Below are 16,329 nucleotides of genomic sequence, written 5' to 3' on the forward strand. Positions count from 1 at the left end.
ACGCCTTCAAAATCATGGACCCGCTGGCAGGCCTCCCGCTCCGTCAGGTTGACCCGTCCGCAGGGCGTCCGGTCCTCCAGATTGGCGTCCGGGATCTCTACATCACAGGAGATCTCGTGGCGGAAGCCCAGATATTCGTCGATGTTGGCCGCCACCACCTTGGCTGCCGCAATGGCCTTGATGACCGAGGCCGGTCCGCTGGCACAGTCGCCGCCGGCAAAGACGCCCGGCATGTTTTCAAAGTCTCCGGTGCTCCTGGTGATGATCTTTCCTCTCTGGACCGGGACCCCTGCCTCCTCAAAATGGCTGGTTTCGATATCCTGGCCGATGGCCCGGATCAGCACATCGCAGGGGATATACACGTCCGGCTCTCCCGTGGGCTGGATCCCGGCACGGCCGTCCTTTATGGCGCTGACCATCTGGGGCGCGGCCCAGATCCCCCGGACCCGTCCGTTCTCATCCACATCGATGGAGGACGGTGCCTTTAAGGTCAAAAGCTCGATCCCTTCGGCCACGGCTCCCTCGATCTCCTCCGGCAGGGCCGTCATATCGTGGCGCCGTCTGCGGTACAGGATGCTGACCTTCTCCGCGCCCATGCGCTTTGCCGTCCGCACCGCGTCCATGGACACGTTGCCGCCCCCGACCACCACCACCTGCTTTCCTGTGAGGTCCGGCAGCTCCCCAAGGCCTGCGCTCCGTAAAAATTCCACCGCCGACAGCACGCCGTCTGCGTCCTCATGGTCCAGGCGCAGCTTCTTATCAGCGCTGGCTCCGATGGCGATGAGAATGGCGTCGTATTCCTTCTGGAGCTCCTGGATGGTGATGTCCTTTCCGATCTTTAATCCATGCTTCACCTGGACGCCCGTCTTTAAGATACTGCGGATATCGTCCTCCAGCCGCTCCTTGGGAAGACGGTAATTGGGGATCCCGTACCGGAGCATGCCGCCCAGCTCCGGCAGCATCTCATAAACCGTGGTCTGATGGCCCATGAGCTGTAAGTAATAGGCAGCGCTCAGGCCTCCGGGGCCTCCGCCGATGACGGCGATCTTTTTTCCCGTGGACGGAGCCGGAGCCGGGGGATCCACCTCTCCCGCAAAATCCGCTGCCACCCGCTTCAGCCCGCGGATGTTTATGGCGTCGTCCACCATGTTCCTGCGGCACATGGACTCACAGGGATGCTCGCATATGAAGGCGCAGGAGGTGGGGAAGGGATTGTCCTTCCGGATTAGGCGGATGGCATCCGCATATCTTTCCTCCCGGACCAGGGCGATATATCCCGGGATATCCACATGGGCCGGGCACAGGGTCACGCAGGGCACCGGCTGGGAGGCCACACAGGTACAGCGGCCGTGCTTCACATGCTCCACATACTCGTCCCGGTAGCCGGTCAGCCCCTTATAGACCATATTGGCCGCCTCATATCCAATGGCGCAGTCGGCGGCTTCCATGACCGCCAGAGCCGTCTCCTCCATCAGCTTTAACGTGTCCATGGTAGCCTTTCCGTCCAGTACGTCCTGGATCAGAAACATCAGCTGCTTTAAGCCGATCCGGCAGGGCACGCATTTCCCGCACGTCTGGGCGTAGCACAGCTCCAGGAACGCCCGGGCCAGGTCCACGGGACAGAGTCCCGGCTGGCTCGCCTCGATCCTTCGTTCCAGGTCCTTATAAAGCCCCTCCATGACGATCTTTGCTCTCGTCGGAGAGACCATTTCCAGTCTGCTCATGAGCATCGCTCCTTCCTGCGGCATTCGCCGCTGTCCTTCTAAGAATCAAACATTCGGTCTTTCATCTTTCATAAGTTTGATTTTACACATATTTTCTGCAAAATGCAAGAAAATTCCAAAAAAGCGCCAGACCGGATCTCTGCGTATCCAGTCTGGCGCTTTCTCTGTTTTTTATAATACCTTGCTTAAGAAGGAGCGCAAACGCTCTGATTTTGGATTTGTAAAAAACTCCTCCGGCGGGGCCTCCTCCACAAAATCGCCGCCGTCCAGGAACATGACACGGTCGGCCACCTCTCTGGCAAAGCCCATCTCGTGGGTCACCACCAGCATGGTCATATGCTCCTTTGCCAGCTCTCTCATTACGTTTAATACCTCGCCCACCATTTCCGGGTCCAGAGCCGAGGTGGGTTCGTCAAACAGCATCACATCCGGCTTCATCATCAGCGCCCGGACAATGGCGATCCTCTGCTTCTGGCCGCCGGAAAGCTGTGCCGGGTAAGCGTCCTTTTTATCCAGGAGGCCGACGCGGGCCAGGAGCTTTTCGGCTTCCTTCACGGCATCCTCCTCCTTCACTCCCAGAAGCTTCACCGGAGCGATGATCATGTTTTTCATGATGCTCATATGGGGGAACAGGTTGAACTGCTGGAACACCATCCCCATCTTCCGTCTCAGCAGATTGATATCCGTATTTTTATCAGTGATATCCGTTCCCTCAAAAAAGATATGGCCGCTGGTGGGCTCCTCCAGCAGGTTCATGCACCGGAGGAACGTGGATTTTCCGGAGCCGGACGGCCCCACCACAAATACGACCTCTCCCTTTTTAATGGTGGTGGTGATGTTCTTCAGCACGTCCACCCCGTCAAAGGATTTACATAATTCCTTTACCTGGATCAGCGGCTCACCTGCGCCGATCTCCCGGTTCTTTGTCTGATTTTCCGCCATGACTTACCTCTTTTCATTCTTTCTGAGCCTGGTTTCCAGTTTTCCCACCATATAGGTCAAAAAGGTCACGATCATCCAGTATACCAGCGCCACCGTAAAGAGCGGGAGCACCGGGTTATAGGTACGGCTCCGGATGACATCCGCTCCCCTTGTCAGATCCTGGAGGGCAATGAAGCCGGATACGGAGGTCTCCTTTAAAAGGGCGATGAACTCGTTGCAGAGGGCCGGCAGAACATTTTTAAAGGCCTGGGGCAGGATAATGTACCAGACGGTCTGGGCATAATTGAAGCCCAGGCTTCTTCCCGCCTCGAACTGTCCATTGTCGATGGACATGATGCCGGACCGGAAGATCTCCGCCACATAGGCTCCGGAGTTGATTCCAAAGGCCAGGATCGCACAGAGCAGCTTGGAGGAGCCCGGAGCTGCAAAAATAAAATAATACATGATCATCAGCTGGACTGTCACCGGCGTCCCGCGGATCACAGAAAGATAGGCGCGGCAGAATACGTTTAAGACCCCAAGCTTCCCTGTCCTTTCATAGGTGGAGCGCACGGTCCCCGCCAGGAACCCAAGAAAAATGCCAAGGAGCACGGCGAATAAAGTAATGATGAGAGTCGTTTTCAGACCTCCCAGGATGTACTTTACGAACCGGTCGTCGGCGACAAAGTTGTTGTAAAATTGTTCCGCTGTCAGATATTTTTCCCAGTCCACGTTTTCATTCCTTTCTCTGTTTTTCCAGCCGTTTCCTCCGGTCTGGAATTATTTTTATGACACGACAATGGGGCTGCCGCAGAAGAAATTCAAAACTCCTCCTCTGCGACAGCTCCATTATTTTCCAGTTACATGTTCATTTTACACCATATGGGCCGGATTAAAAAGCCCTTTCCATAATTTTCCATTCCTTATTCTGCCGGGATATATTTGTTCACGATCTCGTCGATGGTCCCGTCTTCCTTAAGCTCGGCGATGGCGGCATTTAACTTCTCAAGGAGCTCTGTATTGCCCTTTTCCACTGCAATGGCATACTCTTCTTTTCCAAGCTCCTCACCGGCCTGCTTTAAGTCGTCGTTCTGGGAAAGGAATACGTTGGCCGGAGCCTTATCTAAAAGGACCGCGTCGATCTTGCCCTGCTTTAAGGACTGGACTGCCTCAAAGAAGGTATTATAACGCTCCACCTTATCGTCGCCGCAGATGTCAGAGGCTGTGGTATCGCCGGTGGTTCCAAGCTGGGCTCCCACAACGTGGCCAGCCAGGGTATCTTCTCCTGTGATCTCTGTATTGTCAGCCTTTACCAGGATCACCAAAGAGGAGGAGGCGTAGGTATCTGTAAAGTCCACGGAAGCCGCACGCTCCGGATTTACGGTCATGCCGGCCATGGCAAAGTCACACTTTCCAGAGGCCACAGACGGGATAATGGCATCGAAGGCCATATCCTCCACCTTCAGCTCCATACCTAACTTCTCAGCAATGGCTCCTGCGATCTCCGGGTCGATGCCCACGATGGCGTCGCCGTCATGGAACTCCCAGGGCTCGAACTCCGCGTTGGTGGCCATAAGGATGGTGCCGCCAGCGGCTGCCTCTTCTCCGGCCTTTGTCTCCTCGGCTGAGCTCTCCGCTCCCTTGGCGTCTTCCTTTGCTGCTGTTGTCTCGGCCTTTGTATCTGCTGCTGTCGTCTCGGCCTTTTCTCCGCCGCCGCATGCGGTCAGAGCCGCTACCATGGCTGCTGCCAGGATCACTGCTGTTGCTTTCTTCATCATCTTCATCATTTTTCCTTCCCTTTCTGCTTCTTCATTCTGTCTGAAATTTCATTTTGAATATTTATTCATTTTTTTGTATTGACTATGGGTATTATACCTCTTTTAAAAGAAAAAGCAAGGGATATTTTATAAATTTTTTTATAAATCTTTCAAAAGCTTTTTTAAGAGCAGCTCCCGGCTGTTGATGAACATTTCCATCACCTGATAGCTTTCCGTTTCCTCATAGGCACAGGGATGGACCTCCCCGTCATCGAAGGAAAGGATCCTGGCCCCCGGAAGGCCCAGAAGGATCGGAGAGTGGGATACCATAAAAAACTGCGCCCCCTGTCTGGCGCACTGGAAGATCTCCATTAAAAGCGTAAGCTGTCTCTGGGGGGAGAGGGCCGCTTCCGGCTCGTCTAAAAAATACAGGCCTCCAGGCGTCAGATACTTCTGGGCCACAGCCAGAAAGCTCTCTCCATGGGATTTTTCATGATATTTCTCTGAAGGATGCAGAAAATCCGCATATTCCTCTTCTCTGGTGGCCACATTGTAAAAGCTCTCAGCCCGCAGAAAATATCCCCAGGACGGCTTTTTATATCCCCGCACCAGCCGGAGGGCCCTCCACAGCTCTGAATGAGAGTCATAGGTGGAGAAATGGTAGTTCCTGGACCCTCCCTCGGGATTAAACCCAGCCGCAATGGCCATGGCCTCCAGGAGCGTGGATTTCCCGCTGCCATTCTCCCCGACAAAGCATGTGACCGGAGCGTCAAATTCCAGAGCCTCCAGGCCCTCCAGCGCCGGGATCCGCCTTAAATAGCTGTCCTGGCCGATCTTCTCCCACTCAATGACTGCCCTTCTGATAAACGGCTGGTTCATGCATCCATCCTTTCTGCGATCTTCCGGCTTTCCTTCGCGATCACCTGGAGGATCCCCTTAAGCTCCCTGGAGGCGGCCTTTTCACCTCCCAGCTGGGCGTATAGGTGTACGTTGGCCGCCGCCCCGCAGATCTCCTCCCGTTCCCTTCTCTTGTCCTCCAGGCTTTTTTCCAGCTCTGAGACTCGTTTGGAAAGCCGGGTCTCTGTCTCCTTCATCCGCTCGGCCTCATTTTCTGCCTTCCTCAGATCCTCCTCCAGCTCCTTCTTCCGCTCCACGAGCCGTTTTCCTTTCAGCCTTTCCCTGTAAAGCAGAAGACCCAGGATCAAGGTCCCGGAAAATCCTGCCGCTGCTGCCATCATCCACATCCGTTCCTCTTCCTCCATTTAAGCGTCCTGTTTCCGTTCTGTTCCCTCCTGGCCGGACCGGATGGTCCTCCGCATTTCCTTCAGGTCCATGAACTTATCCAGATACGGATATCCTCCCAGGCCTGCCTCTCTGCTGCCTGGCTCCTTTAAGATAAAAACTGCCGGGCCCTTACCGTCTCCGTCCTCATGATCCACATATTTTAAGAATTCCCGGTCCAGGATCCACACATCGGGCTTTTCCTTTTTCAGCTTCTTCCGGACCTCCTCCCAGGAAACTCCCGAAACTGCCAGCCGGTAATACTGCCCCAGGGCCGCCTTAAGCCCGCTTCCGTAGATCCGGTCCCCTGTGACGATGCCCAGCACCTTCCGGGCCGAAAACTCCTCCTCCTTCCACCTGGTGAAATCAATGACCGGCGTATTATAGAGGGCAAAATCCAGGGTCTCCCTGTTTTCCTCATAAAAGCTCCGGGCCGCCAGACAGATCCTGCGGCACAGCTCCTCAATATCCAGGCGGATATCGGATCCGTCCTCCGTATCCAGGTTACAGATGCTGCTGCCGCAGTTGAGGCCCAGGTGGAACCGTACCTCCGTGTCGGGCGTATCGTTATCGAAGCCCTTGTTCTGGTGCAGGTACTCGCATCTCAGCTGCCACAGCCGCTCCCCGCAGATATACGGCGCTTCGTCAGCCGGGTCCTTTTTTAGGAACGGGGCCCCGTATGTATCCACCCACTGGGAATACTGCCGCCCGGTGTCCCGGCTGGGCTCCCCGGATCTGTCCCGCAGGATCCTCCCGTCCCGGCCTCGCTTTACCAACTCCGGAAACGCGATCCCGCCGCAGATATCCGGCAGCGTCACCGCCAGCGCCAGGGCCGACTGAAACCGCCCGTCCTCGATATTTTCCTCGATCTCCCGGATCCTGTCTAAAAATGTAAAGCTCACATCGCTGCGATCCATGGCGCACTCCTTCCTTTGCCCTCCGCTCTGCGGCCCGCCGCTCCGGGGCTGCTCCTCTTATCCTGCAATCCCCCTGATTTACATCCTTTTTTCCACAGGATCATTCCTCCCCTCTGTGGATATACATTCTTATCTTTTCCGCTTCTCCTTCTTCCTGTACCATACAGAGATATTCCCAGCCGTACCGTTCATAAAAAGAAGTATGATCGGTGATCAGATACAGAGGATCGATCCCCTTTTCCTTCATGTCTGCGCACACGTACCGAAGCAGCGAGCCGGCAACGCCCCGGCCCCGCCAGTCCTCTTCTGTGTATACAGCACACACATTGGGAGCCAGATCCTTCCGGTCATGAAAATCATTCTCGATCACTCCCATGCCGCCGATGATCCGTTCCCCGTCCAGCGCCATATACCACTGGGGAACCGGTCCCTTCTCCTCCAGGCACTCCTCCATGCTCTCCATATACGCCTCCAGGGGGATCCCCCATTTTTCATGGAACCACCGGGCCGCCTGTTCCTTAAGCTCCGGTCGGTCTGTCAGCCGCAGGATCTTATAGTCCATTTTTCTTCCTCCTTCTTCTTTCCTCCGGCATCATATTGGCGTTCCCACCTCGATCAGATTCCCGTCTGGATCATAGAACCGGACCACTCTCTGGCCCCAGCTATGGGTCATGGGCCGGTTCACATACTGTACCTCCGGATACAGGCGCTCCAGCTTTTCCACAAAGCAGTCAAACTCCCGCTCCTCGAAATACAGCTCACAGGAATTGTTCTCCGGGATCACCTCCCGCCCCAGGAACTTTTTCCACAGCTTCTCATCCTGGAGCACCAGGCCCTCCGTCAGGATCACGTTTCCATCCTGATCCACCACCGTGTCCAGGCCGAACAGGTCATGGTAAAACTTTATTGACCGCTCCATGTCCTTCACAACGATCAGTACATTCCTTAATCTCATCCTTTAATCTCCATTCTCAATCTCTCTCAAAGCCCAGATACCTGGTTCCCTGGAAAGAAAGCCGTCCTGTGTCTCCCTCAGCTAACATCCCGTATTCCGGCCCGGAAACGGAAAGCTCCATCCGGTCTCCGCTTTCCACCTGGAAGGTGACAAAATACTTCGTGGAGGATGTGTCCGTAAAGCCGTGGGCCCCCGAAACGTCTCCCGCATTGGCATGGCGGTGATGGGTCACATGTATGCGCTTGGCTGTGACCGCTGCCTCCACCGTCAGCCGCGGCGAGTGGTTATTCTTATTCCAGGTGCTGAGCCCCTTTGCTATGGTCATGATGAATGTCCCCAGGACCATGAAAAAAACGATTGGAAATAATATGCCGAACAGGTCAAACATCCCGGACCCCTCCTTCTGCAACAGATTCTTTTCTGATTACAGGCTACCACATTTTTATTTTCTGCACAAGATTTTCCAGAAAACTTTCCTCTGTGTCCGCAGCTTTCCGGCCGCCACCGCCAGTAACGTGGAAAGCCGCAGGCAGACGGCCCGCGGCTTCTCAAAGGAGTATGTATGACAATATAGAGAAACTGGCATTAGGAATTTTTCTTCGCCGCCTCCCGGCGCTGCTTAAGCTCCGCGCGCATGGTCTTTGCGAAGGCTGGCGTAATGGGATAAAGCTTCACCAGGATCACCGTAACGATCATTAACACAATGGGATAGGCGATCTTTAAGTTCACGATCATGTCGATGACCTCCTGGGAGGTCTCTGAGGCACTGTACCCCACAGACGCCAGGGCAACGCCCACGATCATGGTGGAAAAGCTGGAGCAGAATTTCTTCATAAAGGTGATCGTGGCGTTGATGAACCCGGCCTGGGCCGTTCCAAACTTCCACTCTGTATAGTCTGTGCAGTCGGGGATCATAGCCAGCACCGCCACATTCGCGAATACGAAGCCAAGGCTTCCCACAAATCCCATGCCGATGACCTCAAGATCTGTGGCATATTCCCGGCGCACCAGGAGCCAGATGGACTGGAGCAGGATCACAAACATACCGATAAACACAGTTTTGATCTTGCCAAATTTTCTCAGCATGGCAGGCATCATGGGGATGACCACCAGGCTGATCCCCAGGGATACCAGAGAGAATACGGCTTTTAAGCCCATGTTCTCCACCACGCACCGGAGATAATATAAGGAAAGTGCAGAACTCATGGTATTCACAAGGGTAACGGCTCCCAGCAGCAGGGCTGCGCAGATCACGGCCCGGTTATGGATCACCAGCCCGATCTGGCTCTTAAAATGGATCTTTTCCGGAGTGGGAAGGGAATTATAGTAATCCACCCGCTTGGCTCCGTTGGCCGCACAGAGGCCGGTGATGATCATGGTGACACAAACGATCCCCACGCTGATGAGCCATCCAGTTCTGGGATCGGCCGATTTCTGTACAATGGGAATGGTGATCACGCCCACAACGGCTCCGGCAATGAAGCCGCCGTACTGACGGCAGGTGAGCATCAGATTCCGTTCCTGTGGATCCCGGGTCATGGCACTGTTCAATGCCTGCCACGGAACCGTAAACTGGGTATAGAAAACCGAATACAGGAGCAGCGCCACAATATAATAGATCCACATTCCGGTCTCCGGAAGATCCGGGACAGTAAACAGCATGACCATGATCACAGCCCATAAAAGGATACCCATGATCATATGGGGGCGGTACTTGCCCCACCGCTTTGTATTGGTACGGTCCGCGATGCCGCCGATGATGGGATCGTTGATGGCATCCCAGATGATCAGCAGCGTATTTAAGATACCTACGGCTCCCACATGGAGACCAGCCACATCGCTCATGAAGTTCATGGCATAGGCCGTTTTAAACTGGGAAGGCATGGTGCTGGCCACGCCGCCAAGGCCGTAGGAGACAAGCTCTCCCTTGGACATTTTCCGGTCCCGCTGGTCCTCCTGGACATTACCAGGTATGTTTTTCTCTTTCGACATATCCTGCATCTCCCTTTCCTTTTATTTCTTCATCCAGGGCTTTGCATCCTTGGGAAGCAGCGGCTGATAGCCGTCGGGCCCTGTTTTTCTCTGAAACTCTTCGGCCGCCTTTTTTACAAGCTCCGGATCGTCCAGCAGGTCGATGGCCGCCGCTGCCAGGACCTTTCCAGCATACAGGAGTCCCTTATGGGCAATGGATGATTTTCCCTGGGACACCATCTGCCAGGTGTGCTCCGGCGTGCCTCCCGCACAGGTGGCCGCAACGATCTGGGAGGTGGGGCATACCCAGCTCACGTCTCCCACGTCTGAGGAGCCGGACAAAGGTTTTTCAGAGGGGCGGTAGGGAAGGATAAAGCTGTAAATGCTTTTTTTATCGTACTGCTCGCCCAGAACCCGGCCCTTTTCTCCCATGATCCGCTCAAACCGGTCCGCCAGCTTCTGCCTGCCCGGCATGGTGTCCTGGATGGCGCTGGCAAAGGCATACTCCTCCTCTGTGTATTCCGGCAGGCCCACGGCCTTCATGTTCTCATAAAGCACCTCCTCCAGAGTGTGGTTCACCAGGATATTGGAGCAGGCCTTTTCCAGCTGGATCTCCACCTCCACGCCGCACATCATAGCGGCTCCTCTGGCGATCTGGTTGACCCTTTCGTAGATCTCCCGAACCTGGTCATTCTTGGGCGCGCGAATCAGATAAACAGACTCCGCCTCCGCCTGGACCACGTTAGGAGCGTCTCCGCCTGTGTTGGTGATGGCGTAATGGATCCTGGCCTCCGGGATGATATGCTCTCTTAAGAACTGGACCCCCATATTCATAGCTCCAGGGCATCCAGGGCGCTGCGGCCCAGGTGGGGGCTGGTTCCCGCATGGGCGCTGACTCCCTTAAAGAAATAGTGGATCCTCACATTCGCAAGGGTGCTGAAGGCCCATACGCTGTTTAACTGGTTGGGATGCCAGGAAAGGGCGATGTCCACACCTTTAAATACGCCGTCCCTGGCCATAAACGCCTTGGCGGAACCTCCTTCCTCGGCAGGGCAGCCGAAATAAATGATGGTTCCGGGCTTTTTTGATCCCTTCAGATACTCTTTCACAGCAATGGCCGCTGCCAGGCTTCCGGTCCCCAGCAGGTTATGGCCGCAGCCGTGTCCGTTTCCTCCTGGCTCCAGCGCCTCCTTCTCCGTGGCACACGCCTTCTGGCTCAATCCCGAAAGGGCATCAAACTCGCCCAGGATCCCGATCACCGGAGAGCCGCTGCCATAGGATCCGGAAAACGCTGTGGGGATCCCGGCCAGGCCAGAGGTCACCGTAAAGCCCTCTTTCTTCAAAGCGTCCATAAGGATCCCGGAAGAAACCGTTTCTGTATAATCTGTCTCTGGATGGTCCCAGATGGAGTCGCTGACGGAGAACAGAAAATCCTGCTTCTCGTCCAGCAAGTCTAAAGCTGTCTGTTTGTCCATGATAAAGCCTCCCTGCTTTCGTTCAGATTTCTTATCTGCCTCCATCATACCAGTGGTTGACAATTCCAGGTAGATATGAAATAATTACAGGGATGTATATTTTTTGTGCAAATCATTCAAAAAAACCAGGTGATACCGATGAAAATAGAGCAGATTCAATATGTCCTGGCTATTTATGAAACAGGCTCCATATCCAAGGCAGCGGAACGTTTCTATCTGTCCCGCCCCAATATCAGCAATGCCGTAAGGAATCTGGAAAATGAACTGGGCTTCGAGATCATGGAACGCGGGGCCAAAGGCGTGCGTTTCACGAAAGAGGGCCTTTTATTTGTCCAGAAGGCAGTCCGGATCCTAAAGGATGTGGACGAGATCCAGGAAATTGGAAACAGCCGGTCCAGGCTCCGGTTCGGGATCGTAAATCCCAACTGTCCCATGGTGGAGGAGGCCTTCATCCGGCTCTGCGGCCAGGTAGAGACTGCCAAGGAACTGAAAAATTACCAGGTTTCCCTGTACCGTGAGTACCAGTATGAGGGAATGCGGCTTCTGAATCAGAAAAAAGCCGACCTGGTCATCACCGTCAGCAACAATTTAAACGCCCCCTCCATGATCCGGGAAATGGAGGAGCGCGGCCTGGAATACAGAAAGCTCCTGGACGTTCCCTGTAACGTCAATCTTTCCAAAAACCACCCCCTGGCCCAGGATCCGGATTTTAAGCTGGAGAAGCTGAAGGATTATCCCTTTGTGGAGTATGCCATTGAAGGGGACCGGGGATCCCCCTATAACCGCATCTCCCAGGTAAGCTTCATCAATCTCTCAAAGCTGTTCCGGGTCAGCTCGGGCAATATGCGGACCCGGGTCATCGCTGCCACCAACGCTTACAGTGTGGGCATCGCCATGCCTCCATCCTGGGCAGAAGAATACGGCCTATGCTGTATCCCCATTCCTGGGTTTACCATGGAGTTCGGCTGCATCCGCCGGGCCGGGGAGCCAGTGTCGCCTCCGGAGCAGATGTTTATGGAGTTTTTAAAAAAAGAGCTGGATTTTCTGGATAAGAAGGAATAACAGAAATGAAAAAACGGCGGGATCCACAAACTGAACCGGATCCCGCCTCTTTTTTAAATATTGGGCATATTGGCCGTTGGCATCATCAGGACCTTTCCTGTGCCGCGGTATACGTTCACCAGCCCCTCTCCAGAGGCCGCAGAGCCGATGAGGCTCTTTCCGGACCGCTCCACCGTAAAGTCCAGAGTGCTGCTCCAGGCGATCACAAAATTCCCATCCACCTTCAGAACGTCGTTATCCAGGCGGATCTCAATCAACTCCTCTCTGGGACAGGAGGCCTCGATACAGGCCACGCCGTTTCCGTTGAGACTTAAATTGAACAGTCCCTCTCCTCCGGCCACGGCCGAGGACAGGTTGGCCCGCATGACTGCTTTGTGCTTCAGGCTGGACTCACAGGCCAGGAAAAGGCCGTCGTCCAGGACCACAGAGCCGCCCCAGTCAGCCACATCCAGGAGGATCAGATGCCGATAGGTGGGCTCCAGTACCAGGATCCCGTTTCCTGTATATTCCGGCTTAATGGTGGATTCTCCGCTGGCCTTTCCCCGTACAGCTTTTCCAAAGAAATCCCCCACGCCCTTGATCCCGGTGGTGGCGTTCACGTTTCCCAGCATCCACTGCATGGCTCCCGCTTGGATCGTGACCGGAGACTGGCTCAGATCACAGACCAGCTGACGCTTTTTCACATTCATCTGGGCGCTGTAAAAGGCTGTGACTGCCGATGACGGAGTGATGCTGAGATCCCGCTGGTATTCGATCACCTGGAACGCCCCAAGCCTGGAAATGATCTTCACATCGTCGTTGTCTGTAAAATTAGAAATCTGATACACGAGCTCCCTCCCTTAAGAAATCTGATAACATTGTTTTTGAATTACGGATATCTTATCATATAAGGAAGTTTCTGGCAAGAAAAACGTGCTATCCCACCAGCTGCACCAGGATCCCTCCCAGGGTCAGCATCAGAGCCCCGCAGGACCTGGTAACGATCTGGGCAAAGGGAAGGAGCTCCATGCGGTGGGCGCTGCTTAAAACGGCCACATTTCCAGAGCCTCCCATGTTGGTGGTGCACATACCGGCCGCAATGGCAGATTCCAGAGGATAAAATCCCGCCAGTTTTCCCAGAACTGCCGCCGTCAGCGTGATCACAGCTACCACTGCCGCCACCGCAAGCAGATAGGGAACCGTCAGCGTCTTCAGGATCGAATTCAGGTCGATCAGCGTGAATCCGATCCCCGTAAGGGCTGCCGCCGTCCAGCTGTGGATGGCAAACTGCCCCCACTCCCTGGCCGCGTCCTCCAGGGTCTCTGACAGGATCCCCGTTCCCTTCACCAGGACCACTGCCAGGATCATCCAGGCGTAGGTGGGGATCATGGGCAGAAATTTATGGAGCACCGCCCCCAGCTGGTAAAAGGCAAAGGCTATGACCATTCCCGTACACAAGGAGCCAAAGGACGGCTTCATGGGAGGCGTTTTCTTCACCGGCCGGCCATCGTTGACCAGGATCCCGTTTCCCGTAAGCTCCGGCCGCCTCTTTCCAAGATTATTGAGCAGGCCGCCGAAAATAATGGCCACACAGTTTCCAAGGACTGTGGCAGGAGCCATTTTCGTCAGCATGGCCGAGGGGTCGGCTCCCAGGGCCTGGGCATATATATCCGAAAGGGGAACTGTGCCCGCAGTCATGCCGCCGCTGGTCATGGGCACTCCCAGGTACAGGATCCCGCCCCAGAAGCCCTGGCCCAGAAGGATGCCAAAGAGTCCCGAAGCCAGGATCCCCACAGCCAGGGAAGCCGCCGCCACCGGAAGAAGCCGCACCGTGGCCCGCAGCAGAAGCTTCCGGTCAATGTTAAACAGGCTCCCCGTGATCAGCGCTGAAATATAAAAGATCAGGAACCCGCTGTCATTGATGAAAAAATCCATGGTCTCATACGTCTGCTCCGGCAGTAATCCCACCGCCTGGATGGCCGCCGCGCCCAGGATGCAGATCACTGAACCGCCCAGATACGTTTTCACCACCGGCACCGTATTTCCAATGGCATTCAGCCCTTCCCCGAACACCATCAGCACCAGAAATGCCGGTACCAGGCTTTTGGGCACACAGCCCGTATACATACAGGCCGATGTCAGCGCCAGTACCCCCAGATACAGCCCCAGGGGCATTCCCAGGATCGTCCGGCCATGATCCTTATGACCCGCTCCCATCCCCGCCTTGCCTTCCTGTCTTCTTTCCAAAGCTTCCCTGCACGTTTCCAAAGCCTTTTCCTCCCTCTTAAAGCCGTCCGCTGCCGTTTTTAAAAGCTCCTCAGAGCGTCGCTGCCATCGTCCACCGTTTTTTCGATCCTTTTTACGATCACATCATACCCTGCCTTATCATTGATCTGTACATGGACCCGGTCGCCCACCTTATGGCCCAGCAGCGCCTTTCCCAGAGGCGACTCGGAGCTGATCAGGTTTTTAAGGGAATTTCCCCGGACTGTGGTGACGATCTTGTACGTTTCTGTTTCGTCGTCCTCCTCAAAATACACATCCACCGTATTATAAAGCCCGATCTCATCCTCTTTTGAATCGTCGGATATCACCTTTGCGGTCCTTATCATCCGTTCCAGGTACCGGATCCGGCTCTCATTTTTGTTTTTATCCTTTTTGGCTGCGTAATACTCAAAGTTTTCGCTGAGATCTCCCTGGGCCCTGGCCTCCTTTACCGCTTCAATGGCCTCCTTACGGACCACCAGCTTCCGGTACTCGATCTCCTCCTCCATCTTTTTTATGTCATTTTTAGTCAGTTCATTATACATGTCTGTGTTCCTCCTGTCATGAAAGACGGCCCTTTCCTCTGCCGCCGTGCTACCATCTTACCGCGGACTGGGGAAAAAATCAACCGGCAGAAGAGAGCCGGCGCAGTCCCCTGTACCGGCCCTGAAACAGCAAAGGCTTTTTATGGGTATACATGTAGAAATCTCACCCGCTTGTTCCGGACTGGTATTTATGCTACAATGTCTGCAATACCCATTCGCCGGGTGCCTTCTGGAGCTTCTTCCTTTTACATGGGATCCGGCGTAAGAATTTCCAGAAAAGGAGAACTCCATGCTGATCACGTTCACTGCCTATATCCTGATCCCCGTTTACACCCTCCTCTTTGTGGCGGGAAGCGACTGGTTTACCACAAACTTCTCCGTTCTCGGGAATATTGCGGGCCGGAACGAGGCCTTTGTCCTCTGGGGTCTTATGGTCGGGATCTATTTCTTCGTCTGTTTAAGAAAAATCTTCCGCCGCATGCCGGAAAAGCCCGCGGGAACCTGGCTGGTGCCTCTGGCCCTGGTGCTCCTGGACTTTGCCGTCACCACGCCCTATCTGCCGGAAATGTTCCCCTTAAAGGCTTACCTTCACATCGTCTTCGCCTTTCTGGCCGCTGCATGTCTGATCCTCTGCGTATTCCTTACGGTCCTAAAGCTTTACCAGAGGGATCCCGGGGAATACAGGCCATATCTCTGGGGGATCGGAATCATCGTGGCCGTCTCTGCCTTTCTTTTTATCCTGGCAGGGATCGTCAGCAGCGCCCTGGAGATCTTCTTTACGGTCTCCATGACCTGGATGGTCTATGGGCTTTATAAAAATATGACAGCAGGGGACGGTGTTTCGTAACGTCCCCTGACTGTACAGACAGCCTGTTCTCTGTTTCACTGGATCAATTTGCTTCCACCTGCGATATTGTCATTACAGAATATACGTTCATGGCCTACAAACATTTTTTATTAAAGCAAGAAGGTGTCACCATCTGGCAGCACCTTCCATGTTTTTCTTTATACAATTGGTGCTTATCCGTTGGAAAACCAGAATAACTGCCTGGAAACCTCTGAATTATTATTTAAGTGTTGGCAGCATTGACGATTGCGTCAACGCTCATTTTTGTAATATCGTTTCTGATAATCTGCAACGGCATGAAGCATACCTCCCATTCGTCAGATCAATGCTCTTGTCTGTTCAAATATCTACTTAAAGTGTCTCATACATTGCTTCCAATTCTTCCAGAAGCTTCTCCTTTGTTCTGCCAACTAACCCCAATTGCTTAATATCCACGTTTTCATTTTTCATCCGCTGGACAAACTCTTGAATATCGGCATAAACTCCTTGGGGAGCTGCTGTCTTGACCGTGGGATCAATCAATTCCGTCAGACGGAAAACATCATTCTTATGCTTCTTAATGTTTTTGCTGTCAACGTGTTCTCCTGCGGCCTTACGATCTGTCAAATCCATCCACGCTTTTGCCTTAAA

At 54.2% G+C, this 16,329-nt stretch carries 18 protein-coding genes and 2 pseudogenes; 2 read left to right on the forward strand and 18 right to left on the reverse strand.

The window, feature by feature from the left end:
* The 13 genes from WIH05_RS11510 to WIH05_RS11570 all read right to left on the reverse strand — a co-directional run.
* Nucleotides 1-1,724: NAD(P)-binding protein (locus WIH05_RS11510; protein WP_337425411.1), on the reverse strand; the 1,724-nt coding region annotated here is incomplete at its 3' end.
* Between the two features lie 171 nt (nt 1,725-1,895).
* Nucleotides 1,896-2,666, reverse strand: coding sequence for an amino acid ABC transporter ATP-binding protein (locus tag WIH05_RS11515; protein ID WP_022273554.1), 771 nt, complete (start codon nt 2,664-2,666; stop codon nt 1,896-1,898).
* 3 nt (nt 2,667-2,669) lie between these two features.
* Nucleotides 2,670-3,377, reverse strand: coding sequence for an amino acid ABC transporter permease (locus tag WIH05_RS11520; RefSeq protein WP_022273555.1), 708 nt, complete (start codon nt 3,375-3,377; stop codon nt 2,670-2,672).
* A 191-nt stretch (nt 3,378-3,568) separates the two neighbouring features.
* On the reverse strand, nt 3,569-4,423 hold the full coding sequence (locus WIH05_RS11525; RefSeq protein WP_337425416.1) for a basic amino acid ABC transporter substrate-binding protein: 855 nt from the start codon (nt 4,421-4,423) through the stop codon (nt 3,569-3,571).
* Between the two features lie 138 nt (nt 4,424-4,561).
* Entirely contained in the window at nt 4,562-5,281 is a 720-nt protein-coding gene (locus WIH05_RS11530) for an AAA family ATPase (RefSeq protein WP_022273557.1), read from the reverse strand.
* On the reverse strand, nt 5,278-5,664 hold the full coding sequence (locus WIH05_RS11535; protein WP_022273558.1) for a hypothetical protein: 387 nt from the start codon (nt 5,662-5,664) through the stop codon (nt 5,278-5,280). Before WIH05_RS11535 ends, WIH05_RS11530 begins: the two co-directional genes overlap by 4 nt.
* Complete coding sequence (locus tag WIH05_RS11540; protein WP_337425412.1) at nt 5,665-6,600, reverse strand: hypothetical protein; 936 nt, start codon at nt 6,598-6,600, stop codon at nt 5,665-5,667.
* Between the two features lie 100 nt (nt 6,601-6,700).
* Nucleotides 6,701-7,162 carry a GNAT family N-acetyltransferase gene (locus WIH05_RS11545; protein ID WP_022273560.1) on the reverse strand — a complete coding sequence of 154 codons (462 nt, stop codon included), beginning with the start codon at nt 7,160-7,162 and terminating at the stop codon, nt 6,701-6,703.
* Nucleotides 7,163-7,192: 30 nt separating this feature from the next.
* On the reverse strand, nt 7,193-7,555 hold the full coding sequence (locus WIH05_RS11550) for a VOC family protein (RefSeq protein ID WP_022273561.1): 363 nt from the start codon (nt 7,553-7,555) through the stop codon (nt 7,193-7,195).
* Nucleotides 7,556-7,571: 16 nt separating this feature from the next.
* Nucleotides 7,572-7,943 (reverse strand): DUF2500 domain-containing protein, encoded by a 372-nt coding sequence (locus WIH05_RS11555; protein WP_022273562.1) that lies wholly within the window; start codon nt 7,941-7,943, stop codon nt 7,572-7,574.
* Between the two features lie 197 nt (nt 7,944-8,140).
* The gene (locus WIH05_RS11560; protein ID WP_215653457.1) at nt 8,141-9,547 is read right to left on the reverse strand and encodes a glycoside-pentoside-hexuronide (GPH):cation symporter; all 1,407 of its coding nucleotides are present in this window, start codon (nt 9,545-9,547) and stop codon (nt 8,141-8,143) included.
* Between the two features lie 21 nt (nt 9,548-9,568).
* On the reverse strand, nt 9,569-10,360 hold the full coding sequence (locus WIH05_RS11565) for a hypothetical protein (protein ID WP_337425413.1): 792 nt from the start codon (nt 10,358-10,360) through the stop codon (nt 9,569-9,571).
* Entirely contained in the window at nt 10,357-11,001 is a 645-nt protein-coding gene (locus WIH05_RS11570; protein WP_337425414.1) for an amidohydrolase, read from the reverse strand. Before WIH05_RS11570 ends, WIH05_RS11565 begins: the two co-directional genes overlap by 4 nt.
* Nucleotides 11,002-11,139: 138 nt before the next feature.
* On the opposite strand from WIH05_RS11570, the gene WIH05_RS11575 reads away from it, so the two are divergent.
* Nucleotides 11,140-12,063: a LysR family transcriptional regulator gene (locus WIH05_RS11575; protein ID WP_022273565.1), complete on the forward strand. Its 924-nt coding sequence runs from the start codon at nt 11,140-11,142 to the stop codon at nt 12,061-12,063.
* Nucleotides 12,064-12,116: 53 nt separating this feature from the next.
* Here the strand turns inward: WIH05_RS11575 and WIH05_RS11580 are convergent, their stop codons facing one another.
* The 3 genes from WIH05_RS11580 to greA form a co-directional block, all read right to left on the reverse strand.
* Nucleotides 12,117-12,890 carry an AIM24 family protein gene (locus WIH05_RS11580; RefSeq protein ID WP_022273566.1) on the reverse strand — a complete coding sequence of 258 codons (774 nt, stop codon included), beginning with the start codon at nt 12,888-12,890 and terminating at the stop codon, nt 12,117-12,119.
* Nucleotides 12,891-12,978: 88 nt separating this feature from the next.
* Complete coding sequence (locus WIH05_RS11585) at nt 12,979-14,289, reverse strand: 2-hydroxycarboxylate transporter family protein (protein ID WP_337425415.1); 1,311 nt, start codon at nt 14,287-14,289, stop codon at nt 12,979-12,981.
* Nucleotides 14,290-14,348: 59 nt separating this feature from the next.
* On the reverse strand, nt 14,349-14,852 hold the full coding sequence (gene greA / locus WIH05_RS11590) for a transcription elongation factor GreA (RefSeq protein ID WP_022273568.1): 504 nt from the start codon (nt 14,850-14,852) through the stop codon (nt 14,349-14,351).
* A gap of 289 nt (nt 14,853-15,141) precedes the next feature.
* Between greA and WIH05_RS11595 the strand changes: the two genes are divergently transcribed.
* Nucleotides 15,142-15,699: a hypothetical protein gene (locus WIH05_RS11595; protein ID WP_022273569.1), complete on the forward strand. Its 558-nt coding sequence runs from the start codon at nt 15,142-15,144 to the stop codon at nt 15,697-15,699.
* Between the two features lie 226 nt (nt 15,700-15,925).
* On the opposite strand, the pseudogene WIH05_RS11600 reads toward WIH05_RS11595, so the two are convergent.
* Together WIH05_RS11600 and WIH05_RS11605 are read right to left on the reverse strand one after the other, a co-directional pair.
* Nucleotides 15,926-15,997, reverse strand: a pseudogene (locus tag WIH05_RS11600) (recombinase RarA); the annotation flags it as partial.
* A gap of 53 nt (nt 15,998-16,050) precedes the next feature.
* Nucleotides 16,051-16,329, reverse strand: a pseudogene (locus WIH05_RS11605) (hypothetical protein); the annotation flags it as partial.

The organism is Alitiscatomonas sp. (assembly GCF_037242085.1).
Lineage (GTDB): Bacteria > Bacillota > Clostridia > Lachnospirales > Lachnospiraceae > Alitiscatomonas > Alitiscatomonas aceti.